Source organism: Methylovorus menthalis (genome assembly GCF_020523625.1).
Taxonomy (GTDB): domain Bacteria; phylum Pseudomonadota; class Gammaproteobacteria; order Burkholderiales; family Methylophilaceae; genus Methylovorus; species Methylovorus menthalis.
The window spans coordinates 44,977-70,534 of the sequence record NZ_JAJAQH010000005.1; the positions used below are offsets into that span (position 1 = coordinate 44,977).

Consider the following 25,558-nt stretch of genomic DNA (forward strand, 5'->3'; position numbering starts at 1 on the left):
TAGCGCTCATGCTTGTTGCTCAAGGATGGCGGTGGATTCCAGCAATATGCCATCCCATGAACTCATCGCCGGTTGATAGCCGAACCCGGCAGCTTTCCGGCTAAGCGAATAATAATGCGGCTTGCCCCCCGTGGCATTTAGCCCGGCTGAGGCGTCTGTCATTTCATAGCGCAGGCCAAAATGCTCATGCATGGCAGCTAACAGCGCGGGTTTGTCGATGGGCGCACGGGTGTAGCAATCCAGCGCGGTGTTGGTCGCGGGCGCTTTCAACACTGCCTCTATCAGTTGAAAAAAATCCGAAGGGTGCAAGAAATCACGAACGATATAATCCGGGGAGATTTTGAGCGTGGTTTTTTCCTGGATCGCACGCAATATGTCTGAAAGCAGAAATCTGGCAGAGATATCTTGCTGTCGGCTGAAGTAGCTGAATACGCGAATATCTATCACCGATAAATGCGCCAATGAGCGGTGACGGGTTTCCGCATGAAATTTGGCTATGCCATACCAGTCTTGCGCGCTTAGATGATTGATATTGAACATTGCCTGTATGTGTTCGTCCGCTGGCTGGGTGAAACTTGCCCCATATGCCGCGCCGCTGCTTAGAAATAGGTAGCGTGTTTCCGGGTGAGCTTTCAGGTAATCCAGCGCCATGTTGTCGAACTCGGCGGTAATGTCGAGAATGGACGCGCCCATGGCCTGAGCCGCCGCTGGACTGCCCACCCCCACAAAATTAATGATGGCGTCGAAACGGGCGCGCTCATTAAAAGCACCAAAATCCAGTATCTCTGTAATGTGCTTTAACTGCTTACGCTGTGCCCAGTCTCGTACAAACTGCGGCCGACGTGCAAAGAGGCTGAATTGGTGAGAGCCTGCTTTTTCAGCGGACAGGATGAAATCCTGTGCAATCTGGCTGGTGGAACCCAGGATGGCAATATGCATGATACTCAGGCAGCCCGGGATAGAAACTCAGCCAACTGCTTTTCAATCGACGTGCGATCAAGACCGTGTTCTTTGAGTAGATAGTCATAAGTGCCGCAGTGCTCTGAAAAGCGGTCTTTTACCCCTATGCGCAGAATCCGTACCGGGCAATGTTCACTGGCTATTTCTGCAATCATGGAGCCAAGCCCGCCATGGATTGAATGTTCTTCCATGGTGACCAGAGGGCCGCCATTACGGCAGATAGCCGCCACCTGAGCTATCTCTGCTGGTTTGATAAATGGCGCGCTCCAGACAGATGCGTCCGCATAGCTTGCGCTCGCAATGTCCATTGCTGTGCGCACCATGGAACCCGTGGCGATAAAGGATAAGGCACCAGGCTTGCCCTGTTTTAACTGAAGCAGTTCTCCTGAGGATGCCTCGGGCACGGCTGCATGAACTAATCCACGGTCAGATTTGCCCATGCGCAGATATGCCGATGCATGGGCCTGATAAGCAGCCTGCATGCACATGGTCATCTCAAAGGCATCTGCCGGAGAATATATCTGCAAATTTGGAATTGCACGGGCACAGGCAATATCCTCAGTGGATTGATGGCTGGTACCGAGGTGGCTGTAGACGAACCCTGCGCCATCCCCGATAAAAATCACTGGCAAACGGTCATGCGCAACATCCAGCTTGATCTGTTCCAGCACGCGCACCGGAATGAAGGCACTAAGTCCGTAGACAACAGGGCGAAAGCCTGTACGGGCAAGGCCGGCAGCCATGCCGACCATATTTTGTTCGGCTATGCCGGCATTGATGTATTGATTCGGGCAAACCCGCCTGAATTCATCAAATAAGGCATAACCATGGTCGCCAGTCAGCAATATGACACGCGGGTCTTGTTGGGCCAGTTGAATCAGCGCGGTAGAAAAGGCCTCTCTCACAAGCGGTCACCCATGACTTCTGCCACTGCATGAGTGTGAGTCTCCGCTGTAAGGCGCGTGTAATGCCAAATGTTATTGTGCTCCATAAAAGAAACACCTTTGCCTTTGACTGTTCTGGCGATAAGCGCTCTGGGCTGTCGCGATGGGTCGGCCCATAGTTCGTGTATGGCGTTATCAATTTCTGCTTCGTTGTGGCCATCAATGGTGTGGGCAAGAAAACCAAAACTTTCAAATTTTGCCCGAATGGAACCAAGCCCGATAACCTCTTTGGTTGGACCCATGGCCTGATAACCATTTTCATCTACGATCACCATGAAATTTTCGAGCTGGTGATGCGCAGCAAACATGGCACCTTCCCATATCGGGCCTTCATTGATTTCGCCATCGCCTACAATGACGTAAGTTTTCTGATCAGTGCCCTTTATCTTGGCGCCCAACGCCATTCCGACCCCGACAGATAAGCCATGCCCCAAGGAGCCTGAAGTTACTTCCAGTCCGCGGATACGAGAGTCAGACAAGCCCTTGAGATCGCTGCCATCAGCAAAATAGGCACTGAAAGCTTCTTCCGGCAGCCAGCCAAGTTCACGCATGCAGGCATATTGCGCCATTACGCCATGCCCTTTGCTCAGGATAAGAAAGTCACGGTCAGGGGCGGCCGGGTCATTATCCGGATAGCGCAAATGCTGGCGGTAAAGCACCGCCAGCAATTCAATAATGGAAAACGCGCAGCCGATATGCACAGTTGAGCCTGCAAATGCCATATCCAGCACCGTTTTGCGCAGATTGCCTGTATCAAAGGCTGAAATATGCTTGCTCACAAGTGCCGCCTAGAAATTAACGCCAAGGTATGTTTCGATCTTGCGCGCCGAATACTCAAGCATCTCGCGTGTCAGCGAGGGTTGCACACCAATCCAGAAGGTGTTGTTCATGACATTGTCAGTGTTTGTGAGGTCGCCGCTGATGCGATATTCGACGTCTGCCATATAGGGCTGGCGTGTGAGATTGCCCGCAAACAGCAGGCGAGTGCCGATTTTGTTCTGGTCCAGATAGGTCAGTAGTTCCAGTCGGGTGACCGGACTGTTTTCTTTCATGGTGATCGGGAAGCCAAACCAGGACGGGTCTGAGTGCTCAGTCGCCTGTGGCAAATGCACAAACTCTTCGCAGGCCGCCAGACGTTCTTTCAGGAAGGCGAAGTTGTCTTTACGAGCCTGAATAAAGGCCGGTGCCTTGTCCAGCTGGGCCAGGCCGCATGCGGCTTGCATATCTGTGATCTTGAGGTTGTAGCCCAGGTGGCTGTAGGTGTACTTGTGGTCATAACCTTCGGGCAGGCTGCCGAGCTGCCAGCAAAAGCGTTTGCCGCAGGTGTTGTCTTTGCCGGGAGGGCAATAGCAGTCACGACCCCAGTCACGAAAGCTTTCTGCAATGATTTTGAGTTCGTCATTATTGGTGAATACGGCACCGCCTTCCCCCATGGTGATGTGGTGCGCGGGGTAAAAGCTCAGGGTGGCAATATCGCCAAAGGTACCGACCATCTGGCCGCGATAGGTGGTGCCAAGCGCATCGCAACAATCTTCTACCAGCCAAAGATTGTATTTTTTGCACAATTCCATGACGACGTCCAGATTGAATGGGTTGCCCAGGCTGTGCGCGAGCATGATGGCCTTGGTTTTTGGCGATATGGCGGCTTCGATTTTGCTGGCGTCAATGTTATGCGTGTAACGATCCACATCGACAAAAACGGGCACTGCACCAAACTGTATGATGGGGTTCACGGTCGTGGGGAACCCTGCTGCCACGGCGATAACTTCATCGCCTTTGCGTATGGCGCGATTGCCTAGTTTGGGCGAAGTCAGGGTGGTGAATGCCACCAAGTTGGCTGATGAGCCGGAGTTCACGGACAAGAGATGCTTTACGCCGATAAACGCGGCGAGTTTTTTCTCGAATTCGGCATTAAAGCGTCCGGTGGTCAGCCAGCCGTCAAGCGAAGCTTCAACCATTAATTTGATTTCAGCACCATCGAGCAATTTGCCCGAAGGCGGAATAACTGAAGCGCCCGCCAGAAAAGGCTGAGGAGCCAGCGCGATGGCGGCATACTCTCCTACCAGCTTGGCGATTTGCTCTCGCAACTCTTGAGTTTTGGCGTTTTGCATAACAATCTATCCTTGATTCAATTTTTGATAATGTTCAATTTGAGCCAGCGTGGCCTGGTTTAAATCTTCACCGGCTAGGCGCTGCATAGACCAGTCGACAATAAGCTCAAGTGCTTGCTCGAGGCGAAGTGCTGGGTGCCAGTCGAGTAGTTGGCGGGCTTTGGAAATATCCAGTTTGAGGTAGGTGGCTTCGTGGGGGTGCTCTCCTTCAGCAATTTGCCACTGGGCCTCATGCCCCCAGAGCGCAGCCATTTTCTCCACGATCCAGCCCACCGGCTTGGCATCCTCATCGTTGGGGCCAAAGTTCCATCCCTCAGCATAGCGCGGGCCGTGCTCGTACAGGCGCTCTGCCAAGGTGAGATAGCCACGCAATGGCTCCATGACATGCTGCCATGGACGTATGGAGTTGGGGTTGCGGATATTCACGGTCTGCCCTTGTTCAAATCCGCGCAAAATGTCGGGAATCAGCCTGTCCTGAGCCCAGTCGCCACCACCAATGACATTGCCGGCGCGCGTGGTGGCAATCGCCACCCCATGCTGGGCATACGTTTCCGCATTGAAAAAGGATGAGCGGTAGGCTGCGCTCACCAATTCTGCACACCCTTTGCTATTGCTGTAGGGGTCATAACCACCCATGGGTTCATTCTCGCGGTAGGCCCATACCCATTCGCGGTTTTCATAGCATTTGTCGGTCGTGATGTTTACTACGGCCCGGGTCTCGGGCGAATGCCGCACGCTTTCCAGCAGATGTACCGTGCCCATGACATTGGTCGCATAGGTTTCCACTGGATGGTCATAGGAGTAGCGCACCAATGGTTGAGCCGCCATATGGATCACGATTTCGGGCTTGGCCTGCAATATGGCGTGCTGGAGCGTTGGCAGATCCCGAATGTCGGCAATGATGGACCGCATGCCTGCACCTACTCGGGCCTCTTCAAACAGGCTGGGTTGTGTTGGCGGAGCAAGCGCAAAGCCTGTGACTTCTGCCCCAAGGCTTTGCAGCCATAATGATAGCCAGCTCCCCTTGAAACCGGTGTGCCCGGTCAAGAATACGCGTTTACCGCGCCAGAATGCCGGGTTCATTCCCAGACCTTCCATGGCGCCTTGCCGCTGGCCCAGAGTTCTTCCAGATAGGTTTTGTCGCGCAAGGTATCCATCGGCTGCCAGAAACCCTCATGCGAAAATGCTGCAAGCTGGCCGCGTGAGGCCAAGGCCTCCAGCGGCTCTTTTTCCCAGATGGTGCTGTCGTCGCCAATCAGCCCCAGAACTTCAGGCGATAGTACGAAAAACCCCCCATTGATCATGGCGCCATCGCCTTTGGGTTTTTCCTTGAAGCTGCGAACCTTGCTGCCATCCATATCCAGTGCCCCAAAGCGGCCTGGGGGCAGGGTGGCGGTCAGCGTTGCCTTTACCTGTTGCGCCTGGTGAAAAGCAATCAACTCAGCAATATTGACATCGCTTACGCCATCGCCATACGTAAAGCAGAAGGCCTCCTCACCTTGCAGGTAAGGAGCAACGCGTTTCAGGCGGCCGCCGGTCATGGTGTCTACCCCGGTATCCACCAGGGTGACCTTCCATGGCTCAGCATAGCGCTCATGCACTTCCATCTGGTTATTGACCATGTCAAACGTGACATCCGACATGTGCAGAAAGTAATTGGCAAAATATTCTTTGATGACGTAACCCTTGTAGCCACAACAGATCACAAAATCATTGATCCCGTAGTGGGAATAGATTTTCATGATGTGCCATAAAATCGGTTTGCCGCCTATTTCAACCATAGGTTTTGGGCGCAACGAAGTCTCTTCGCTGATACGCGTACCCAGGCCTCCCGCAAGGATCACTGCTTTCATGCCTTACCCTTATAGTGTTGCCAGGGCTTCAAATGCACCTGGAATGGGGTAGTGGTGGTTGCCGACAAACAAGCCATTCTGGTCGATATGGTCTGCATTTTTCAATTCGCCATGTACCTCGGAATAAAAGTATTTTACTACTTCATTTTTGGCAAAATTCCCTGCCACGATAGGGCGACACTCGAAACCAAGCCCGGTAAGTTTTTCCAGCAACTGCTTGCGCGTCAGTTGGCTGCCGGGACGTATCACCAGGCTAAAGCCAAACCAGCTGCTCTCGCCGATTTCCTGCTGAATGAGTACATCAGGATGATTGGCCAGGGCGGCTTGCAACAGCTTGCCGTTCTTGCGGCGCTCTTCCACCATGCCTGGCAGGCGTTTCAGCTGCACCACACCCAATGCACCTTCCAGCTCAAGTGGCCGCACATTGAATCCTGGCAGCACAAAGCGGAAAGACTCTTCAAACGGGTCATCGCTTTTTTCACTACAAACATGGTTGTGTTTAGGCAGATTGCGAGTCCAGCCATGCGCGCGTAGCGACAGCAAAATATGGTAAAGCTCTTCATCATCCGTCACGATCAGGCCGCCCTCCATGGTCGAGATATGATGGCTGAAGAAAGAGCTATAGCTGCCCATGATCCCGAAAGTCCCCGCCTGCTGACCATTGAATCTGGCACCCAATGATTCGCAATTATCTTCTATCAGCACAATGTCACGTTCGCCGATGATCGCGTTGATACGATCAAAATCATTCGGATTCCCCAACAGATTCACCGCCATGATCATGCGCGTCTGGTCAGTAACTGCCGCCTCAAGCGCATCGAGGTCATAGTTCAGCGTATTAAGGTCAATATCGACAAACTTGATTTTCAGGCCGTACTGATAAAGCGGATAGTATGTCGTGCTCCACGAGACGGCAGGCACAATCACCTCATCGCCACGCTTCAATTTCAGCTTGGAGTTCTTCGTATAAAACAAGGCTGCCACCATGAGCAGGTTGGCTGAAGAGCCGGAGTTCACCATCAGACAAAATTTGCTGCCTGTGAATTGGGCGAAGTCGCGCTCAAACGCCTGTACATTGGCGCCCATGGTAAACATTCCAGAAGCGATGACATTTTGCATCGCGTCTATCTCTTCTTGCCCCCAAGAGGCAGTGGCTAACGGGAATTTAAAGCTCATCGTAAATACTCATTCACATAAAATTGGTATGATTTTTCAATACCCGAAAGAAGGTCGTTTTTGGCTTGCCAGCCCCACGACTGCTGGCGCTCAATGCTGACAAGCTTGCGTGTCATTCCCACCGGTTTTTCCAGGTTGTGGGTAAACTCTCCCGCATACCCCATCACCTCGGCCGTAGCCTGATAATATTCATTGATGGTGTAATCGTAGCCCAGCCCCACATTCATCATCGACGGCAGGGAGTCAAACTGGTCGATGGCGTGCACCATGGCATCTGCCAGATCGCCTGCGTACATGAACTCCCGGCGGGCTGTACCATCGCCCCATATCTCGACGGATTTTTCGCCTTTCTCGCGGGCTTGATAGACTTTGTGGATGATGGCTGGAATCAGATGCGAGTGCGCTGGATCAAATTTGTCATGACGGCCATACAGATTGCAAGGAATCAGGGTTTTGTACTGAAAGCTGGGATCTTCACGCATGATGTAATCACATAGCCGGGCAGTGATTATTTTCGCAAGGGCGTAGCCTTCATTGGTAGGCTCCAGTTCACCTTTCAGTACCAGCTCTTCAGGCAGGGGGTCATTGTGATTTCGTGGGTACATGCACGAGCTGCCGAGGTTGATCAGGCGCTTGACTCCTGCCTGTCGGGAGGCCCAGACAATATTGCGGCCCATATCCAGATTTTCCAGCAGGAACCCGACGGGTTCGCGCATATTGGCCTGAATGCCCCCAACCTTGCCCGCGCAATGTATGACGATATCGGGCCGGTGATTCTGCAGATATGTGAGCACGGCAGTGTAGTCTCGCAGATCGAGTTGCTGGCTGTCCGGCGTGAGCACGTCATGCGCAAACATGGACGGGTGCTCGAGCAGATTGCGCCCGACCATGCCGCCACTGCCGGTCAACAAGATACGCTGTTTGCTCATGCTGGTTTACTCGTGGGGAATAAAGGCGGCATAGCCATGCTGTTTGACCAGTTCATCCCGCTGCGCTGATTTAAGGTCTTCACGCACCATCTCGGTAACCAGTTCATCAAATGAAATCCTGGGCACCCAGCCCAGTTTGTTTTTTGCCTTGCTGGGGTCGCCCAGCAGGGTTTCGACTTCCGTGGGGCGGAAGTATCGTGGGTCAACAGCCACGATACATTTGCCGGATTCATCGTAACCTTTTTCGTCAACACCATCACCTTGCCAAGTAATGGCAAGCCCCAGCTCTTTTGCTGCAGCATTGACGAAATCACGTACGCTGTATTGCACGCCTGTGGCGATCACGAAGTCTTCTGGATTTTCCTGTTGCAGCATCAGCCACTGCATTTCGACATAATCCTTGGCATGACCCCAATCGCGTTTTGCATTGAGATTGCCGAGATACAAACATTCCTGCAGTCCTAGCTTTATGCGAGCCAGCGCCCGAGTAATTTTGCGGGTAACAAAGGTTTCTCCGCGTATGGGCGACTCGTGGTTGAAAAGGATGCCGTTACAGGCATAAATCCCATAGGCTTCGCGGTAATTGACGGTAATCCAATAGGCATAGAGTTTCGCCACAGCATATGGACTACGTGGATAGAAAGGGGTGGTTTCTTTTTGAGGAGTCTCTTGTACCAGGCCATAGAGTTCCGAAGTTGAGGCCTGATAAAAGCGGGTTTTTTTGGTAAGGCCAAGCATACGGATCGCTTCCAGAATCCGCAATGGACCGAGGGCATCGGAATTGGCCGTGTATTCAGGCTCTTCAAAAGAGACCGCTACATGGCTCTGGGCGGCAAGATTGTAAATCTCGTCAGGCTGCACTTTCTGGATGATATGTGTCAGGCTGGAAGAGTCAGTCATGTCGCCGTGGTGCAGGTAGAAGGGCTTGCCTGTCTCGTGCACGTCATGGAATAGATGATCAATACGCGCAGTATTGAATAGCGAGCTGCGACGCTTGATGCCATGAACTTCATAGCCTTTGTTCAGCAAAAACTCTGCGAGATATGCGCCATCTTGTCCGGTGACGCCCGTGATTAAAGCCTTTTTCATTCTGTTGTCCTTGATTGTCTGCCATGCTGATTGAGTAGAGGCAGTAAGGCTACAATCGAGCAACACAACCGGCATATCTCCCTTACTTCCTATTGAGGAAGCCAGGTCATGTACGCGTTAATTGCCCTTGTAACCGCAAAATGTAAGTTTAACATGCAGATGCGCATAAGCTGACCTGCAGAGGGCCGGTTGATGTCAGGATTTCAGGGCAAATATTGTCGGTCGAGCTTGACGATCCTGAAAAATTCTTTGTTATCAAACCCATCTCCTCTAAAAAGGCTGATGGTTGGAAGCGCTGGGTCTATTGCTCGGGGGGATTGGGTGAGTGCAAAAAAATGTTAACCAGCACAAGAGATTTAGTGATGGCTTGTCAGCTTGCTGCATGATTTTTGTGCCATAGGGAACAAGCTAGCTTGGCTAGTTCAGCGTTGTTCGAATCGTATATCCACTTAACTCAACATCTGGTTAATCAATCAACCCCAACTCCTTGAGCCTGGCTCTTAGAATATTCCGGCTGATGCCAAGCAGGCGTGCGGTATGTACCTGATTGTGATGGCAAAAATCATACGCTTTGCTGACGAGCAGGTTGTTGACGATGTCAAACAGCTTGTCCGGAGATTCCTGGAACAGCTCGTAAAACACTGTCTCAAGAGGATACGTCGAAACCTCGTTTTCGTGGCCTGCTTGCGGCTTTGTAGGCTTGGACTGATGGTGTGGCCGTGCGCTGTGTTCCTCGCGTTGCAGCAAGGAGTGCGGCAGGTTAAGGTCGTGCGGTTGCAGCGTATTGGTATTCGACACCAGCAATGCGCGGTGAATCACGTTTTCCAGTTCGCGGATATTGCCCGGCCAGGGGTATTCGAGCATGACGCGGATGGTTTCTGGAGCCAGCTGCGGGGCGGCGGTCTGGAGTCGTTCTTTATATACATTCAGAAAGTGCTCAACCAGCGGCAAAATGTCGCCGCGGCGCTCTCTGAGTGGGGGAAGATTGATGGGGACGACTTTGATGCGGTAGTAAAGATCTTCGCGGAAGCGTCCGGCGCGGACGGCTTCTTCCAGGTCGACGTTGGTGGCGGCAATCAGCCGCACGTTGATCGGAATAGCCTTGCGTGCGCCAACACGCACGACTTCGCGCTCTTGCAGCACGCGTAGCAGTTTTACCTGGGTAGACTGTGGCAGGTCGCCGATTTCATCGAGAAACAGTGTGCCGCCATTGGCAGATTCAAACCAGCCTATCTTCGATTGCGATGCGCCGGTGAAAGCGCCACGTTCGTAGCCAAATAATTCGCTCTCCACCAGGGTTTCAGAGAATGCGCCGCAATTTACCGCTTGGAAAGGCGCGTGTTTACGGGCGCTGAGGGCGTGCATCTGACGCGCAATCAGTTCCTTGCCGGTCCCGGTTTCACCAATAATCAGCGCGGTGGCATCGCTCTTGGCCACGCGCTCTATCATTCTTAACAGCTGTTGCGATTTGGGGTCGCTGAAAACCAGGGCGCTGGCCCGGATGGACAAGCTGACAGAAGATGGATTCGGGTGCGTGATGACATGCTCGGCCCCTTTTGGTGGCTGAGTGGGGCCGTCGTCTTCCAGGTCATAGTCCCATAATTGAGTTCGCATTGTGTGACGCTCTCTTTGGTAAATTGCAGGGTGCAATATAGCTAAATGTTATTAAAATTTCCACTAATATCACATTATACCTATATAAGGTATGGTTATATCCTATGCAGGCTTATGCAAATACGGCATGTGAAAAGTGGTGATCAAGCAACAGTCTTGTATGTGGAAATGTTTGCCAGCCAACACTTGCTTGTTCATATCCTTCTGGGTAATCGCCATGTGATTTTCATAGGGAAATGAATTTAAACGATTAAATTTAATAAGGTCGCGCTTGTTCTTTTTGGCATAGCTCTTGCCCCTGCATGGTTATGCATCATTGGATGCAATACACATACCAACGTAGAGGGCAAAAAAATGAGCGTGATCGCTGTTGAAGCAAAAAGAGAGCTGGAAGATTTTGTACAAAGCGTGCTGGAAGAGTCGCAGTTGGCATTTGATGTGTTCCGCGAGACCGGCACGATTACGGCCAATGGCACGGTAGGTTTTGTTGAACGTGTTCCAGGCCAGGAGCAACTGGTCATCGTCAATTACGGCGGGCCTTTCAACAAGGGCAAAAAACTGGAAGCGCTGGTGGTGGATTTTGATGGCAATGTCGTCATCGGCAAAAGCGGCCTGGGCAATACCCGTTACAACAAGCTGTTCAAGCAGCATGCGGATGTCACCTCGATTTCGCACGTGCACTCCCCTTACCTCGGTGCCTGGGCACAGGCACACCGCCCATTGCCTATCCGTTACGTGCCAGTGCAGCGCTTCAACCTGATTCGTGAAATCCCGATCTATATTGACCGTCGTCAGCAAGAAGTCGATTTCATTCTGGATCAGATTCGCCTGAACCCGCACAACACGGCCATTCTGGAAGCCAATGGCGGTTCCACCGTCTGGGGCAAGCAAGGTCTGCGCAAGCTGGCAGAATTCATTCTGCTGCTGGAAGAGGGCGCATTGATTCAAAGCCTGGCGGATTCCCTCGGTGGCTCCCGTGATTATGGTCCTGGCGTGCTCACCCAGCAGTGGAAAATGGCCAAGATTTATGATCAGGCGCATGCCTTGGGTCTTGTTCCGGCCAACGATAGCGCACCCGCCAGCGTTAAGGCTGCAGGCTAAGGGGGTATCCGTGAGCTCAACAACCCCTCAAGCGATCGACCGCCTTTGGTTTACCCGTTGCCCGGTCCCGACGGCCACCGGCCTTGCCCACAAGCTTGGCTGGCTGGAGTCAGAATTTGCGAAGGATGGCATTGCGCTTTCCACCTTGCAGGATCATCGTGAACTGGCGCGTCATCATTATGATCACCAGTTGCCCACGCTGATCCGCGAGGGCGGTAATCTGCTGGCGATCGCGGCGCGTGCCCAAGGGGCGCCTACGCGACTGATCGGCCTCACCTGGATCGATGAATGGCAAACCATTCTGGTACGGCCTGACTCCGGCATTACCGAGCCTGCCCATCTCAAGGGTTTGCGTCTCGCTTTGCCAGCCTTTATCGAGCACCCCCTGCATGACCATATTCGGGGCAGCAGCATTGCCCGCGGCATGAGCCTGCATGGCTACAAGGGCGCGCTGAAAATCGCCGGGCTTACGCTGGATGACGTTCAACTGGTGGAAGTCGGCTCCGGGCAAGGCGGTCGTGAAGACCTTGGCGGTTTGTGGGCGGGCATCGAGCAGTTGGCGGCAGGCAAGGTCGACGCTGTGTATGGTAAAGGCGCATCAGCAGTAGAAGCAGCACAACGGTTGGGTGTCGTCGTCGGTATCAATCTGGATACCTATCCTGATCTGCAGTATCGCGTGAACAACGGGACGCCGCGTCCGATTACCGTGCATGAGCAACTGCTACAGGAGCATCCTGAGCTGGTCGCGCGCTTCCTTTATCAATCCTTGCGCGCCTCGGAATGGGCGAAAACCAATCTGGAAGGGGTGCGCAACGTACTGGAAGGCGAAACACGCTCAAGTGGTGTGGGCGTGCAACAGGCCTATGGCGATCATTTCCATCTGAGCCTGGCACCTGATCTTTCCGAGCAGCGTGTCGCCCTTTTCCAGCAGCAAAAGAACTTCATGTTGATCCATGGGCTGCTGGATCGCGACGTTGATCTTGACACCTGGATAGACCGAGGCCCGCTGGAGACCGCCATCGGCTGGCTGCAAGCAGAGCGAAAAGCGGCCTGAGGGTAGTGATGGGCACGTTGTCCCAAATGAATGAATTAAGGAGTAGGTAATGAACGTGAATGTAGTGTATCGCCTGGCGATACTGGCAGCGAGTGTGGCGGCGTTCTGGGCATTTGTCGCCCAGCAGGCCGTGGCAGAAGAGGCGCCCAAGGTGGTGCGAATAGCCGTGGTCGCCTATAACCTGGCGGGCAAGACGTCCTACATGGGTGTGGATGCCGTGAACAATGAAGGCGGCCTTGAACAAAGCCTGGCAAAAAAAGGCATCAAGCTAGAGTGGGTGCCTGCATCGCACTCCGGCGTCGGTCCTATCATCAATGAAGCTTTTGCCAACGGCACGATTGATTTTGCGGCCTATGGCGATTTGCCGCCCATCATCCTCAATGCGGCTAAGCCGGTCGTCCAGCTGGTGGCTCCTTGGGGCAGCAATGGCAACTCGTATCTGGTGGTCCCTGCCAATTCCACGGCCAAAAGCATTCTTGATCTCAAAGGCAAGCGCATTGCCCTGCATCGTGGCCGCCCATGGGAAGCTACTTTTGCCAGCCTGGCGGCTTCTCAAGGGTTGACCCTGAAGGATTTCAAGATTGTGAACGTGAATCCGCAGGTGGGCGCCGCCGCGCTTGCCAGCGGTACGGTGGACGGTTTTTTCAGCCTGAATGATGCATACAACCTGCAGGATAAAGGCGTAGGTCGCATTATCTGGTCTACCAAGACTTCGCTGACAGATCAAAAGCTGCGTGGCGGCATCTGGGCCACCAACGATTTTGTGAACAAATACCCAGAAATTACCCAGCTGGTGGTGAATGCCTATGTCAAAACCAGCTACTGGGCATCGCAGGAAGCCAATCGTGATAAGTACATCAAGGACTACTTGAGCCTGGTGCAACCGGAGTCGGTGGTTCGCCGCGATTACGAAAGCGACGCCGTGCCATGGAAAGACCGCTGGTCTCCGGTATATGACGGTCTTCTCACGGCCCATTATCAACGCTTGGCCACTTACGCCAAAAGCTCGGGTTTGATTCGCAACGATGTGAATGTGCAGCAACTGCTGAACCCACGTTTTGTGAATCAGGCACTCAAGGATCTGGGTATCGAACATTATTGGGTCGCGCGCGCTGCGCCGCCCCCCGTGAATGTGGCTCAAGCCAGGAACTAAGTATCAAGCCGTCGCAAGACGGCTTTTTCTTGGCTGTTGCAGGGGAAACAAAATCACCAGTATTTGCTGTTGCCTGGGCAACAGTTGATTTTTTTATGATGAGAATGTTTTTTGTAAGGCAATGAAAATAAACAATAAAAATTACTTACTCGCGGCTGGTATATGTCTTGCATAAGCATATAGACATCCATGCTCATGCTGTTTTGGAATAAACAGTGATGGGTAAACAGATATGACGTCGCAATACGATGCGGCATTGAAAAAGAGGTTGGCAGGCATGGCAGTGACAAGAGCAGTAATCGATTTCAGGCGGAGTGAAGAGCCAAAAAATGAGGCAGAGCAACAGCCTGCGTCGTATGCGCTACAGCTGGATCACGTATCCAAAAGCTACCTCCTGCATGGCGAGCCGCTCAAGGTGCTGGATGATATCCAGCTGGATATCCGCTCAGGCGAGTTTGTGTCTATCGTCGGCGCCAGCGGTTGCGGCAAATCGACGCTGCTGCGCCTGATCACCGGCCTTGATGCGCAGTACCAGGGGAATATCGTTTACCAGGGCCAACGCATTTCCGGCACTTCGCTCGATCGCAGCATTGTGTTTCAGGAGCATCGGCTGTTTCCCTGGTTGACCGTGGAAGAAAACATTCTGCTGGCGTTCTCTGCGACCGATGTTTCGCAGGAAGAGCGCCAGGCGCGCGTCAAGGCGCAGATTGCCACGGTGGGGCTGACCGGTTTTGAGAAAGCCTATCCCCACCAGATTTCAGGCGGCATGTCACAGCGTGTCGCCATCGCCCGCGCGCTCGTGCTGCGCCCCCAGCTCTTGTTGCTGGATGAGCCATTTGGCGCTCTGGACGTATTGACCCGCATGAAGCTGCAACACGAATTGCAGCGCCTGTGGGAGCAAGAAGGTTTAACCACCGTGCTGGTGACGCATGATGTGGAAGAAGCCGTGTTTCTGGGCGACCGCATTGTGGTGATGACATCACACCCTGGCCGTATAAAACGCATTGTTCCAGTGAAACTGCCACGTCCGCGCATACGCTCGGCGAGCGAGTTTCAGCGCATACGTGACGATGTATTGAGCGATTTTATTTGATATGCGCAACTCACCAATTACTTATCGAAAGGAGAAAGGTCATGTCTAGTCTTTCGAGTTACCCGGCAAGTTATACGAAATCTGGCGCCTTGCCGGATATTCAGGAAAATTTATCGGTTCTTAAGGACGCTGTTGCCCGTGCTGTCTCGGATGGAGGCGAACGTTTTGGGCTTTATCGCAGTCGTGCCCTGGACCAGCTGGAAAGCTCCGGCAAGTGGCTGACACAACGTAACAGCGGCATCGTGGCGCTGGTGGTGATCGCGCACATTGTCGGTATTTCTGCCTATCTGGAATCACAACGCGTGCCGCCAAAACCGCCCGCACCCAAAGAGGTCGTGATCGAATTTATCAAGCCAGCGCCCAAGATTGAGCCTGAAAAGAAAATCGAGCCGCCACCTCCGCCACCGCCGCCCAAGGTCGAGCGTAAACCGCAGCCTGCCAAGCCAGTCCCGGCATTGAGGACCGCGCCTGCCGAGCCGGATATCAAACCCAGTGACATGACCGTGCAGGAAAACACCACGGCGCAGCATACGCCAGAGCCCGTGCAAGCGGTGCCTACGCCACCGCCAGCGCCACCCGCGCCCAAGGAAGAGCCACTGACAGAAGCCTTGGGCTATGCCGGGTATCTTAACAATCCGCCGCCAGAATACCCCGCGTTTGCCCAGCGTCAGGGCTGGGAGGGCAAGGTGATTCTGCGTGTGCGTGTATTGGCCAACGGCAAGCCAGGAGCCGTGGAAGTGAAGCAATCCAGCGGTCGCAAGACACTGGATGAAGCCGCCCTCGAAGTGGTGAAAAACTGGGTATTTGCTCCGGCCAAGCGTGGGAGCACCCCCGTCGATGGTTGGGCCACCGTGCCTATCGAATTCAGGCTGGCCAAATAAGTTGGCCGCCAGATCAGTATTTATCAAATATAGCTAAGTTAAAGGAAACATCATGGCAATTGTGAGTTCATCTACCTCCCTCATCGTCGATAGTGTGCTTTGGACACTGGTCGCATTTTCCGTCGTCACCTGGACTCTGTTGGCCGTCAAAGGCGTGCAGAATTTCCGCGCCGGCTATCAGAACAAACGCTACAAGCAGGCATTCTGGGCTGCGCCGGATTTACTCTCCGCGGCGGAAATCAACGATTTCAAGGGCCCAGCCGCCCGCGTGGCGCAGGCTGGTTTTAATGCCTTGCGCGATGCCGATACCCCAGGTCAGCATGATCTGAAGCATAGCGGCGAGCGTCAGGACTTGCTGGAGCGTTCGCTGCGCCAGCAGATTCTGAAAGAGCGCCGCAGCCTGGAAAGCGGCTTGGCCGTGCTTGCCAGCATTGGCAGCACTTCACCGTTCGTCGGCCTGTTTGGCACGGTGTGGGGCATTATGCACGCGCTGACCGATATTGGTCGCCTTGGCACCGCCAGCCTGGAAGTGGTTGCCGGGCCCATTGGTGAAGCGCTGGTCGCGACTGGCTTGGGTATCGCGGTGGCGGTGCCTGCCGTGCTGGCCTATAACTTCTTTACCCGTCGCCTGAAGCTGGCAAGTGGCGATCTGGATGATTTCGCCGCTGACCTGATCAACCTGTCACGCAAGGTATCGTTTCGTAACAGCCGCAAGCCCGATGTGGCATCGTCTGTGGTCAACATCAAGAAAGAGGCATTCGCATAATGGCATTCTCTACAAGTAACGACGCCGATGAGGTATTGAGCGAGATCAACATCACGCCACTGGTGGATGTGATGCTGGTGTTGCTGGTGGCCTTTATCGTCACCATTCCCGTGCTGAATAACGCGATTACCGTCAATCTGCCGAAAACCGCGCCCACGCAGCCTGCCGAGCAGAAAAAAGCCGTGAGCCTGAGTGTGGATGCCCAGGGCAAGGTGTTTATCGACAAGCGTGAGCTGGCGGTGGCCGATGTCGAGCGCGAGCTGAAATCATTGCACGCTGCCGACCCTGACCTGAGCTTGCATCTGAGCTCTGATGAATCGGTGAATTACGGTACGGTGGCCAAGGTCATGGCCGCTATCGAGCGGGCAGGGATTACCCGGCTGGCTGTATTAACCAACGCAGAATAGCGGGCCCAGGCAAATGAGTATCGGTATTCGGGCCGCCATTGGCCTTAATCGTGTGGCCGGGCGCGTGCATTATCGCCAGCTCAAGCTGGCGGCGTTTGTATCGCCCGTGCTGCTCTTGTTGGTGTGGGGCTGGGTCAGCCACCTGCAGCTGATCTCTCCGCAGTTGCTGGCATCGCCGCTGGAAGTGGCCGCCACGTTTGGCGAATTGCTGTCTTCGGGTGAGCTGCAGGAACATCTGACCAAAAGCCTGTCGCGGCTGACATTGGGCTACAGCATTGGTGCCTCTGCGGGCTTGCTGTTTGGCATCCTGATGGCGCTCTCCCGAAACGTGGAAGCGCTGTGCGCGCCACTATTTCACGCCATACGCCAGATTCCCACTATCGCCTTGATCCCAATTTTCATCCTGCTGCTGGGCGTGGATGAAAGCTTCAAGATCGCTATTGTCATCAAGGCCTCGTTCTTCACGGTGGCGCTGGCTGCCTATGAAGCCACCAAGGGCGTGTCAGTGAACTACCTGGAAGTGGCGCGTGTGTACAAACTGCCCTGGACCACGCTGTATGGCAAGGTGATTATCCCGGCGATTTTCCCGCCGGTGCTGACGGGTTTGCGCATTGCGTTTGCCCGCTCATGGACCGTGCTGGTCGCCGCCGAGTTGCTGGTGGCAGATAGTGGCCTGGGGCAGATGATGCAGATGGGCCGCGATATGTTCCGGCTGGATATTGTGCTGGTTGGGGTGGTGCTGACCGGGTTGATCGGTTTTTGCATTGATCGCAGTTTTAAGTGGGGTGAATCCCATCTGGTGCGCTGGCGCGTTGCCTGAGGAGTTTGTAGTCATGCGTTCAATTTCTTCTGTGTTGTCCAATCTGGGCCTGGGCCGTCGTGCGGTCGGACTTATCTTGCCCATATTGCTGCTCTTGGGCTGGCAATATATGTCCACTCGTGGCGCCTCGTTTGCCTATGCCTTTTCGTCGATATCGCAAATGCAGGAGGCCCTGCGTGAGCTGATCGCCACTGGCGACCTGCAGGTCAATCTGGCGTCTAGTTTGCAGCGGGCACTGACCGGGCTCGCCATCGGCGGCACGTTTGGCCTGGTGCTGGGCGTTTCCATGGCCAGCTCCCGCATCATCGATACCTCGGTGGGGCCGCTGTACCATATCCTGCGTCAGGTGCCGCTCATGGGCCTGGTGCCGGTGTTCAGCCTGTGGCTGGGGAATGGCGATACCGCCAAGCTGTTTATTGTTTGCCTGTCGGCGTTTTTCCCGCTGGTGCTGGCCACCTATGAAAGCCTGCGCCAGGTTGATGGCAAATTTCTGGAAGTAGGCAATGTGCTCAAGTTGAGCCGTGCGCAGCAGTTCCGGCATATCCTGCTGCCCGCTGCCTTGCCCAATATCTTTACCGGCGTTTCGTTCGCGCTGGCCATGGCGTGGTTGTCTACCATCGGTAGCGAAATTCTGTTCAATGCCGGGGCTGGTCTGGGCAATCTGATGATGAATGCCGAAATGGCCTCGCGCATGGATATCCTGGTGGTGGTGACCATACTGATCGGCGTGGTCGGATATCTGCTGACCTTTGTGCTGTATCGCATCACGGCCTATCTTTTCCGCTGGCGCAAAGTCGCTAGCGAGTAGGCCGCCTTCACAAGAACACCCGTCCCATAACAACAATAATTCGCCATGACCTACACCACCGAGTTTACTTACACCCGCTCTCCTGTTCCCACGCCATTAGGGCTGGCGATACAACTGGGCCTGCTGGAGCGGGAGTTTGCCGGGGATATCCCACTGCGCTCGCTGATTGAGTCGGACAAACCCTCTGACCTGGTCTCGCACTTTGACCACCGGCTGCCCAATCTCTTTCGTCAGGGCGGCAATACACCCGCCATCTGGGCCAAGGCCAATGGCAGTGACACCCGGGTGATCGGCATCAGCTGGACCGACGAATACCAGGCCATTATCACGCTCCCTGGCTCTGGCATACGTACCGCCAAGGATCTCAAAGGCCGCAAGGTTGGCATTCCCATCCACCAGATTGCCAGCGACTACAATCGCGCCGCGGCGCTACGGGCTTTTTATGTGGCGCTGGAGCAGGCAGGCCTGGGCCTGCGCGATATCGAGCTGGTTGAGCTGCCGGATTCTGCCTATATCACCGTGAATGATATTGATCGCCCCGGTGGCTGGGGCCATGCGCGACACGGCTATGTGAACGAAGTCTATGCCTTGGTGCGCGGGGAAGTGGAAGCCATCTACGTGAAGGATGTGCGGGGTGCCGAGATCACCCATCTCTTGGGCGCCCATATCGTGTTTGATCTGGGCTTTCATCCCGACCCCTATATACGCGTGAGCAACTGCGCCCCGCGACCATTGACCGTCAATGCCGAGACCATTGAGCAATATCCCGATGTGGTTGAGCGTTTTTTACGCCAGGTAGTGACTGCTGGCTTATGGGCAAAAAAGAACCGCGAAGAAAGCCTGCGCCTGATCGGTCATGAAACCGGCTGGTCTGAAGCCTGGCTTGATAAAGTGCTGGGCCCCGAGTTTCACCAGAACCTGGTGATTACCCTGAATCATCAGGTGATTGAAGGTCTCACGATTGCCAAGAAATTCCTGCTTGAGCATCACTTCATCGAGCAGGATATCGACATCGCTGCCTGGATTGACCCTCTGCCGCTGGAGCGGGCGCATGACAATGTACGAAGGATTGCCTGATGGTGTAGAACATAAGTAATAAAAAAGCCTGCATGTGCAGGCTTTTTTATTACCGGATGTAGCGTGTGTTATTTGTTGGGCTGTGGTGTCAGGCGCAGATAAGGTCTGACGGTTTTAAAGCCTTTGGGGAATTTGGCCTTGAGGATATCGGGGTCCGTGAGCGAAGGCACGATGACCACATCTTCGCCGTCTTTCCAGTTAGCGGGGGTTGCTACGCTATGGTATTCGGTCAGTTGCAGCGAATCGATCACGCGCAGGATTTCATCAAAGTTGCGGCCGGTGCTGGCGGGGTAGGTGATGGTGAGGCGTATCTTTTTATGCGGGTCGATGACGAATACCGAGCGCACGGTGGCGGTTGCGCTGGCATTGGGGTGAATAAGGTCGTACAGGGTGGACACCTTGCGATCGGCATCGGCCAGGATAGGGAAGTTGACCGTGGTGCCCTGGGTCTCGTTGATGTCCTTGATCCAGCCATGGTGAGATTCGACTGGGTCAACGGAAAGCGCCAACACTTTGACATTGCGCTTCTTGAATTCTTCGGCGAGTTTGGCGGTGGCACCGAGTTCGGTGGTGCACACGGGGGTGTAATCGGCCGGATGTGAAAAGAGGATGCCCCAGCTGTCGCCCAGCCATTCATGGAATGCGATGGGGCCTATGCTGGAGTCCTGCGTAAAGTCGGGGGCGGTATCGCCCAGTTTGAGAGAAGCCATTCATACCTCCTGATATTTTCAAGGTGAAACCGGCACCGCCCCGAAGGGCAAGTGCCAGATAAACTAACGGGATGATTAAATACAGTAATTCCGTATTGAATCGATATCAAGTGGAGTGTGGATCATGCGGCTTTTTGCTTGCGGGTACGCAACAGTTCGTCCAGTGGACCAGGCGCGATCCACTCTGTCACGTCAAAATTCGATTTTAGGTAGCCCCATTTGAACAGGAAATCCTTGTAGGCACTAAGGCCGGCAATGGAAAGATCATCCAGCGAGGTCCCTTGCTTGAGATGGATATCGTTGCCGTAGGCTTTGCGTACCCATTCGTCCTTCGAGTGGGATTCCTTGGCAATGTAGCTCACGGTGTCAGCTTCATGCGCGGCAGCCCAGTCGGCGACATCCAGAATCTTGCTGAGGAAGCGCACTACGAGGTCTGGGCGCTCTTGCAAGAGGGCGTTGTCGACGGTAATCGGACGCGGCGCGCTGTTGTTGGCACGGGCGATAGGATCGGGGTGGTTGCGTACATCATAGAGCGTGGTCACGCCATGCTTGTGGGCTTCTTCCACGCCGCGCGCGCCCTTGACGTAGATGGCATCGACCTTGCCGGCTTTCAGGGCTTCAAACTCGGTGGCATAAGGCGTGTGGTTGGATGTCCAGCCCACGCCAGCGCCGCCCTGTGGCACGGGTAGGTCTACAAATACGATATCGTCGGCGCTCAGGCCTGCGGCTTCGAGCGAAACGACAATGCCGCGCAGCGCGCTGGCGCGTTGATGGTCGATGCTGATGTTGTTAAGTGGCAATGCAATGCGCTTGCCTTTCAGTTCGGCCACGCTGGTGATGCCGGAGTCGGGCAGGGTGACCACCAGCTGCGCTTCATCCACCCAGTTAAGGCCGATGACGCGGGTATCGGTGCCATTGGCACGCGCCCAGATGGCAGGCACGCTACCGCCCTGGCGGAAGGAGTGTGGCAGGCGATGGTCGTAGTGAGACTCGCGCAGATCGGCGTCCGTCACTTCCTGCAGGGTTTTGATGGTGATGTGGTCAGGGGCGAATTCCTGGGCAAACCAGTTTTCGCGCGCGGCCAGGCCCAGGGGGGTAGGCACCGGGCAGCGGGTGTACCAGATGCTATCGATAGCGGTAACAGACATGAGAGCTCCTCGTGATAAAGATGCGTAGTTAAAAGATCAATACATGGAAATACGTGACAGGTATTTGCAGTATCCATACCAGCGCGTGACAGGCCTAGCGTAAAAATATTGTCTATGTAAATCAATGTCTTGGTTTGAATTATTGGCGCATGCCGCTGTTGCAGTGACTCGCACTCAACAGGCGGCATGGCAGTTCTGCTTCCTAGGCAACAGAGCGCAAGCCGTCAGGCTCGGGTACTGAGGCTTCTTCATAAGCTTTATAGAGCTGACTATAGGCACCGCCCTTGGCGATCAGGGTGCTGTGGTTGCCGATTTCCTTCACTTCGCCATTCCAGATCACGGCAATGCGGTCGGCATCGCGGATGGTGGCGAGACGGTGGGCAATCACAATGGCGGTGCGGCCTTCGCACAGGCGACGGAAGGCCACTTGCACGCGGCGTTCGGTATGAATGTCTACCGCCGAGGTGGCTTCATCCAGCACCAATACTGATGGGTTGCCCAGATAGGCGCGCACCAGGCACACCAGCTGACGCTGGCCATGGCTGAGGAAGGTTCCGAGCGGCCCGACTTCGGTCTGGTAACCCTGTGGCAATCGTTCCAGCACTTCATCCGCCCCCAGATCACGGGCGGCCCGAATCAGGTCTTCATTGCTGAAGTCAGGCGCCGCCAGCCGCAGGTTGTGCAACACGCTGCCAGAAAACAGCACGTTATCCTGCAGCACAACGCCCACCTTGCGACGCAATACCTGTTGCGGGTACTCGCGCACGTCCACATCGTCCAGCAAGACGGCACCGCCCTGTACTTCATAAAAGCGCGTCAGCAATTGCACCAGCGTGCTTTTGCCATGGCCGGTCGGGCCGACGATGGCCAGTACTTCACCTGCCGCCACCTGCAGGTTGAGATGGCGGATCACCGGGCGGCTGCCATCCTGCTGGTAGCCAAACAGCACATCGCGAAACTCCACGCTGCCGCGTGGCAGCAAGGGGTTGCGGGGGGTCGCCGGATCATTGATTTCGGGCTCGGTATCCAGCATGAGAAAAATCCGCTGGGCCGACGAGGCGCCCGAGGTGTAGCGTTCCAAGAGCTCATTCAGCTCCTGCAGAGGCCCCAGGAAAAGATGCACATAGAACAGACTCTGGGCGAGCTGGCCCACTGTCATTTCGTGCTGGGCAATGCCCAGGCCACCGGCGAGCAGCAGGGCGGCCTGCCCCACGGTGCTGAGCAGCTGCGTGGTCGGCAGGAACCAGCCCGTGCGGATATTGCCCTTGACCAGCGTATGGTTGAAGTCATATACCAGCGCGCTGTAACGCGCTTCGTTGGCGTCTTCCTGTACCGTTTGCTTGATGATGCGCACGCCGGAAACAGTCTCCACCAAGTGCGCGGTAAACCGCGCGCGGGCTTCGGCCACACGCGCCCAGTTGTGTTCCGAAATGCGCTTGAACAGCCAGGTGCCCAGGATCAGCAATGGCGTGATACTGGCGAGGGCCAGCAGCAGCTTGGGCGAAATCCACCACAGGGCAAACGCCGCGCCCACCAGGCGCAGCACCGCAGACAGCAGCTCGGGCGGCCCCTGAATCAGCAGAGGTTCCAGCGCATCCACATCGCGGTCGGCGCGCGAGATGATGCGCCCGGCCTTGGTGCTATCAAAGTAGCGGATGCTGAGCGCCTGAATATGACGGAACACCCGTACACGCAGGCCGTTCAGAATATGGATGGCCGTGGAACCCGCCAGGTATTGTGAAACGGCGGCGAAGGCAAAGCGCAGTGCCCAGGTCAGGCCCATGCCCAGTGCCATCCATACCAGCAGCGGTGTATTCAGTACCAGCCCTTTGGCCGTCTGGATAAAACCGTGATCGATGACTTGGCCAACAAACCATGGCCGCAAAAAGATAATGCCGACCAGCACCACCTCAATGCCGATAATGGCGGCGATACGGCCTTTATACGGTGCCAGCAGCGGTAACAAACGCCAGAACATATTGCGGTCCAGGCTCTTTTTGGCGAGCTTTTGCTCCAGCTCAATGTCATTCAGGGCGCGCTCTTGGCGCAGGGACTCAGCCATGATGGACTCCTACCAGTTCGCGATATTCCGCATGATGTTCAAGCAAATGGGTGTGCTGGCCTTCGGCGACGATACGGCCTTTGTCCAGCACGGCGACGCGGTCTGCCAGCAGAATGGTGGATAGCTTGCTGGCAATCAGCAGCACGGTCACGGCCTGGCCGCTGGCATCGCGCAGACCGCGAATGTTATCCAGTACGCGGCGTTCGGTAAGCGCATCCAGTGCACTGGTGGAATCGTCCAGAATCAGGATGCTGGGGTGTGCCAGGAAGGCGCGGGCCAGGCTGATGCGCTGGCGCTGGCCGCCAGATAGCGTGATGCCCCGATCACCGATGCGGGTCTGCAAGCCATCCGTCAAGGATTCCAGCACATCGCGGGCGGCCGCCAGCTCCAGCGCTTCCAGCAACTCTGCTTCGCTGGCATGGGGTCTTGCCAGACGCAGGTTGGCTTCCAGCGTGTCAGAAAACAGAAAACTTTCTTGCGGTACGACATGGATGCGTCGCCGCAACTCATCGAGCCGGAATTGGTGTACGTTTTGCCACCCGGACGATGCGGAGCCGATATCCACGCTGCCATGGTTTGCATCCAGCAGTCTTGGCAGCAGGGCGGCCAGCGTGCTTTTGCCCGAGCCGGTAATGCCAACCAGCGCCAGGATTTCCCCCGGGGCGGCACTTAAATGGCAATGCTGCAAAATAGCGTTGCCACCGGCGGCTTGCACGGTGACATCTTGCAAACGGAAACCCAGGGCGGCCTTGGGCACGGAGCCCTCACCGCCGACAATGGTGGGCGATTCGTCCAGCAGCTCCCAGATACGGCCGGCAGAAGAGCGGGCATCGGCAAATACCTGCATCACGCGACCAATAGGCTCAATGCGAAAGATCAGGGTATTGGCAACCAGCAGGGAGGCAATGAGCGCACCGACTTCCAGCTGACCTTGCTGGATCAGCCAGGCACCAAAGCCCAGAATCCAGACCTGGGAAAGCGCGACCAGCGTTTGCGGCAGTGGCGTGTGGACGGCGGCATAAGCCAGCGCGGTGTGGGCATGGCGCACAAAGGTCTGCACAAACCCTTCAAAAGCGCCAACACGCGAGGACTCCAGGGCAAACGCCTTGATCACGCGCACCCCGTTAATCCCCTCGCTCAACTCCTGGTTAACCTGGTCATACGCTTGGCCCACAGCGCGATCCAGCGTGACCAGTTGATCGGTCTGGCGAATGAAAATGGCAATGCCTGCCAGCACGAAAGTCAGCGTGCCCAGGCCCAGCCATACGTTGTAAAGGCAGAGCAGGCTGATCGATACCAGTATCCACACGCTGGCCTCAAATACCTGGCGCCAGAAGTTGATCAGCGCATCGCGCACCTTGTCGGCATCGCGTGTGGTGCGGGTAACCATTTCACCTACGCCATGCTGCAGGTGATAGGCAAGGTCCAGGCGCTGCACCTGCACCAGAATACGCTCACGCAGCAGGGACAGGAGATCCTGGCCGATGATCAGCGACAGCACTCCGGCAAAGTATTGCAGGATGCCGCGGCCAACGGCGACGGCGATGATGATGGCGATCCAGTGCCAGGCCACGGCAAGATCATAGCGACCATCCGGCAGGAGCTTGATCGCTGTACCGTCATGCACGGCCTGCACGGCTTGGCCAATCAGCCAGAGCTGCCATGCCATGGCGGCATTCACCAGTAAAAACAGAATGGCGGTCAGGCTGAAGCGCCATGGCATGGTGCGATAAAGCCACAGGCAACGCAGCAGCGGGTGTGTGGGGGAGATGGACATAATGCCTCGCATAAACGTAAAAAGC

The 25,558-nt window shown here is 55.1% G+C and carries 24 protein-coding genes; 10 read left to right on the forward strand and 14 right to left on the reverse strand.

From position 1 onward, the window contains the following. Positions 1–6 precede the first annotated feature (6 nt). From LG204_RS04815 to LG204_RS04860, 10 genes are all read right to left on the reverse strand, one after another. Positions 7–939, reverse strand: a complete 933-nt coding sequence (locus tag LG204_RS04815; protein WP_230336206.1) for an NAD-dependent epimerase/dehydratase family protein — start codon at positions 937–939, stop codon at positions 7–9. Between the two features lie 5 nt (positions 940–944). Continuing rightward, entirely contained in the window at positions 945–1,865 is a 921-nt protein-coding gene (locus tag LG204_RS04820; protein ID WP_230336207.1) for a transketolase family protein, read from the reverse strand. Beyond that, entirely contained in the window at positions 1,862–2,683 is an 822-nt protein-coding gene (locus tag LG204_RS04825) for a transketolase (protein ID WP_230336208.1), read from the reverse strand. The genes LG204_RS04820 and LG204_RS04825 overlap by 4 nt, the downstream gene beginning before the upstream one ends. A gap of 9 nt (positions 2,684–2,692) precedes the next feature. Beyond that, entirely contained in the window at positions 2,693–4,015 is a 1,323-nt protein-coding gene (rfbH, locus tag LG204_RS04830) for a lipopolysaccharide biosynthesis protein RfbH (protein ID WP_230336209.1), read from the reverse strand. A gap of 6 nt (positions 4,016–4,021) precedes the next feature. Continuing rightward, complete coding sequence (gene rfbG, locus LG204_RS04835; RefSeq protein WP_230336210.1) at positions 4,022–5,113, reverse strand: CDP-glucose 4,6-dehydratase; 1,092 nt, start codon at positions 5,111–5,113, stop codon at positions 4,022–4,024. After that, positions 5,095–5,868 (reverse strand): glucose-1-phosphate cytidylyltransferase, encoded by a 774-nt coding sequence (gene rfbF, locus LG204_RS04840; protein WP_230336211.1) that lies wholly within the window; start codon positions 5,866–5,868, stop codon positions 5,095–5,097. Before rfbF ends, rfbG begins: the two co-directional genes overlap by 19 nt. 9 nt (positions 5,869–5,877) lie before the next feature. Beyond that, entirely contained in the window at positions 5,878–7,044 is a 1,167-nt protein-coding gene (locus LG204_RS04845; protein ID WP_230336212.1) for a DegT/DnrJ/EryC1/StrS family aminotransferase, read from the reverse strand. Beyond that, complete coding sequence (locus LG204_RS04850) at positions 7,041–7,973, reverse strand: GDP-L-fucose synthase family protein (RefSeq protein ID WP_230336213.1); 933 nt, start codon at positions 7,971–7,973, stop codon at positions 7,041–7,043. Before LG204_RS04850 ends, LG204_RS04845 begins: the two co-directional genes overlap by 4 nt. 6 nt (positions 7,974–7,979) lie before the next feature. Next, positions 7,980–9,062 (reverse strand): GDP-mannose 4,6-dehydratase, encoded by a 1,083-nt coding sequence (gene gmd / locus LG204_RS04855; protein WP_230336214.1) that lies wholly within the window; start codon positions 9,060–9,062, stop codon positions 7,980–7,982. A gap of 465 nt (positions 9,063–9,527) precedes the next feature. Then, positions 9,528–10,676, reverse strand: coding sequence for a sigma-54 interaction domain-containing protein (locus LG204_RS04860; RefSeq protein WP_230336215.1), 1,149 nt, complete (start codon positions 10,674–10,676; stop codon positions 9,528–9,530). 354 nt (positions 10,677–11,030) lie between these two features. Here LG204_RS04860 and LG204_RS04865 point away from each other — a divergent pair, with 354 nt between their 5' ends. From LG204_RS04865 to LG204_RS04910, 10 genes are all read left to right on the forward strand, one after another. Next, entirely contained in the window at positions 11,031–11,777 is a 747-nt protein-coding gene (locus tag LG204_RS04865) for a class II aldolase/adducin family protein (RefSeq protein WP_230336216.1), read from the forward strand. Positions 11,778–11,787: 10 nt separating this feature from the next. After that, positions 11,788–12,831: an ABC transporter substrate-binding protein gene (locus tag LG204_RS04870; RefSeq protein WP_230336217.1), complete on the forward strand. Its 1,044-nt coding sequence runs from the start codon at positions 11,788–11,790 to the stop codon at positions 12,829–12,831. A gap of 49 nt (positions 12,832–12,880) precedes the next feature. Further along, positions 12,881–13,984: an ABC transporter substrate-binding protein gene (locus LG204_RS04875; RefSeq protein WP_230336218.1), complete on the forward strand. Its 1,104-nt coding sequence runs from the start codon at positions 12,881–12,883 to the stop codon at positions 13,982–13,984. Between the two features lie 277 nt (positions 13,985–14,261). Next, positions 14,262–15,077: an ABC transporter ATP-binding protein gene (locus LG204_RS04880; protein ID WP_230336219.1), complete on the forward strand. Its 816-nt coding sequence runs from the start codon at positions 14,262–14,264 to the stop codon at positions 15,075–15,077. Positions 15,078–15,118: 41 nt separating this feature from the next. After that, positions 15,119–15,958: an energy transducer TonB gene (locus LG204_RS04885; RefSeq protein ID WP_230336220.1), complete on the forward strand. Its 840-nt coding sequence runs from the start codon at positions 15,119–15,121 to the stop codon at positions 15,956–15,958. Between the two features lie 52 nt (positions 15,959–16,010). Further along, a complete protein-coding gene (locus tag LG204_RS04890) occupies positions 16,011–16,724 on the forward strand; it encodes a MotA/TolQ/ExbB proton channel family protein (RefSeq protein WP_230336221.1) in 714 nt (237 codons plus the stop codon). After that, positions 16,724–17,131 carry an ExbD/TolR family protein gene (locus LG204_RS04895; RefSeq protein WP_230336222.1) on the forward strand — a complete coding sequence of 136 codons (408 nt, stop codon included), beginning with the start codon at positions 16,724–16,726 and terminating at the stop codon, positions 17,129–17,131. Before LG204_RS04890 ends, LG204_RS04895 begins: the two co-directional genes overlap by 1 nt. A gap of 13 nt (positions 17,132–17,144) precedes the next feature. Next, entirely contained in the window at positions 17,145–17,951 is an 807-nt protein-coding gene (locus tag LG204_RS04900) for an ABC transporter permease (RefSeq protein WP_230336223.1), read from the forward strand. A gap of 13 nt (positions 17,952–17,964) precedes the next feature. After that, complete coding sequence (locus tag LG204_RS04905; protein WP_230336224.1) at positions 17,965–18,759, forward strand: ABC transporter permease; 795 nt, start codon at positions 17,965–17,967, stop codon at positions 18,757–18,759. Positions 18,760–18,804: 45 nt separating this feature from the next. Then, positions 18,805–19,836, forward strand: a complete 1,032-nt coding sequence (locus LG204_RS04910) for an ABC transporter substrate-binding protein (protein ID WP_230336225.1) — start codon at positions 18,805–18,807, stop codon at positions 19,834–19,836. 68 nt (positions 19,837–19,904) lie between these two features. On the opposite strand, the gene LG204_RS04915 is transcribed toward LG204_RS04910, so the two are convergent. The 4 genes from LG204_RS04915 to LG204_RS04930 all read right to left on the reverse strand — a co-directional run bounded on the left by LG204_RS04915 (position 19,905) and on the right by LG204_RS04930 (position 25,533). Further along, a complete protein-coding gene (locus tag LG204_RS04915) occupies positions 19,905–20,546 on the reverse strand; it encodes a peroxiredoxin (protein WP_230336226.1) in 642 nt (213 codons plus the stop codon). A gap of 122 nt (positions 20,547–20,668) precedes the next feature. After that, a complete protein-coding gene (locus tag LG204_RS04920; RefSeq protein WP_230336227.1) occupies positions 20,669–21,694 on the reverse strand; it encodes an ABC transporter substrate-binding protein in 1,026 nt (341 codons plus the stop codon). A 202-nt stretch (positions 21,695–21,896) separates the two neighbouring features. Beyond that, complete coding sequence (locus tag LG204_RS04925; protein WP_230336228.1) at positions 21,897–23,756, reverse strand: ABC transporter ATP-binding protein; 1,860 nt, start codon at positions 23,754–23,756, stop codon at positions 21,897–21,899. Further along, positions 23,749–25,533: an ABC transporter ATP-binding protein gene (locus tag LG204_RS04930; RefSeq protein WP_230336229.1), complete on the reverse strand. Its 1,785-nt coding sequence runs from the start codon at positions 25,531–25,533 to the stop codon at positions 23,749–23,751. The genes LG204_RS04925 and LG204_RS04930 overlap by 8 nt, the downstream gene beginning before the upstream one ends. Between the last annotated feature and the right edge of the window lie 25 nt (positions 25,534–25,558).